1 pseudogene is annotated in these 795 nt (G+C 36.5%); it reads left to right on the top strand.

From position 1 onward, the window contains the following. Positions 1 to 708: pseudogene (locus ARSQ2_RS02915) on the top strand (DNA repair protein RecN); the annotation flags it as partial. Positions 709 to 795 lie beyond the last annotated feature (87 nt).

Below are 795 nucleotides of genomic sequence, written 5' to 3'. Positions count from 1 at the left end.
CAATATAGTGTAATCAAAATTAAGTCGCTTAGCTATATGCTTGAAGAGGCATTGATCCAAATTAATAAAGTGAGTAATGAATTGCGTCATTATGGTGATCGAACGGAGCTAGATCCTCCGCAACTATTCGAATTAGAACAACGCATCGCGAAATATGTCAATTTAGCCCATAAACATCTGGTTGCCCCCGAATTATTGTTTGAATTACACCTACAACTACTGGCAGAACAAGAAAAACTAAATCAGCAGCAAGATGATTTTGACCACTTAATTAGTCAGGTCGAAGTTCAACATCAATATGCATTAGAAATAGCCGGCAAACTCCACCAAATACGGCAACAATATGCCAGTGAATTAAGTCAATTAATCACCAACAGTATGCATCAACTTTCAATGCATCATGGCTATTTTACGGTTGATGTAGATTTTAATCCTGAACATTTACAAATTGATGGAGAAAGCCAAGTCGAGTTCAACGTGACAACCAATCCTGGGAAACCACATGAAACATTAATAAAAATTGCTTCAGGTGGAGAACTATCATGCATCGCGCTGTCCATACAAGTCATTACAGCCCAAAAAATGGATACTCCCGCACTTATTTTTGATGAAGTTGATGTGGGTATTAGCGGTGCTACCGCCGCGGTGGTTGGAAAATTGTTACGTGAATTAGGCAATTCAACTCAAGTTATGTGTGTTACCCATTTATAGCTAAGCGTCTTAATTTTAATTACAAAATATATGTTTTTCTGCAATATAAATTTACTGATATAGAGTAATTACTTGTAATCATTT

Source organism: Arsenophonus endosymbiont of Bemisia tabaci Q2, assembly GCF_902713415.1.
In the GTDB taxonomy this organism is placed as follows: domain Bacteria; phylum Pseudomonadota; class Gammaproteobacteria; order Enterobacterales; family Enterobacteriaceae; genus Arsenophonus.
This window is presented reverse-complemented; position numbering and strand designations above follow the sequence as displayed.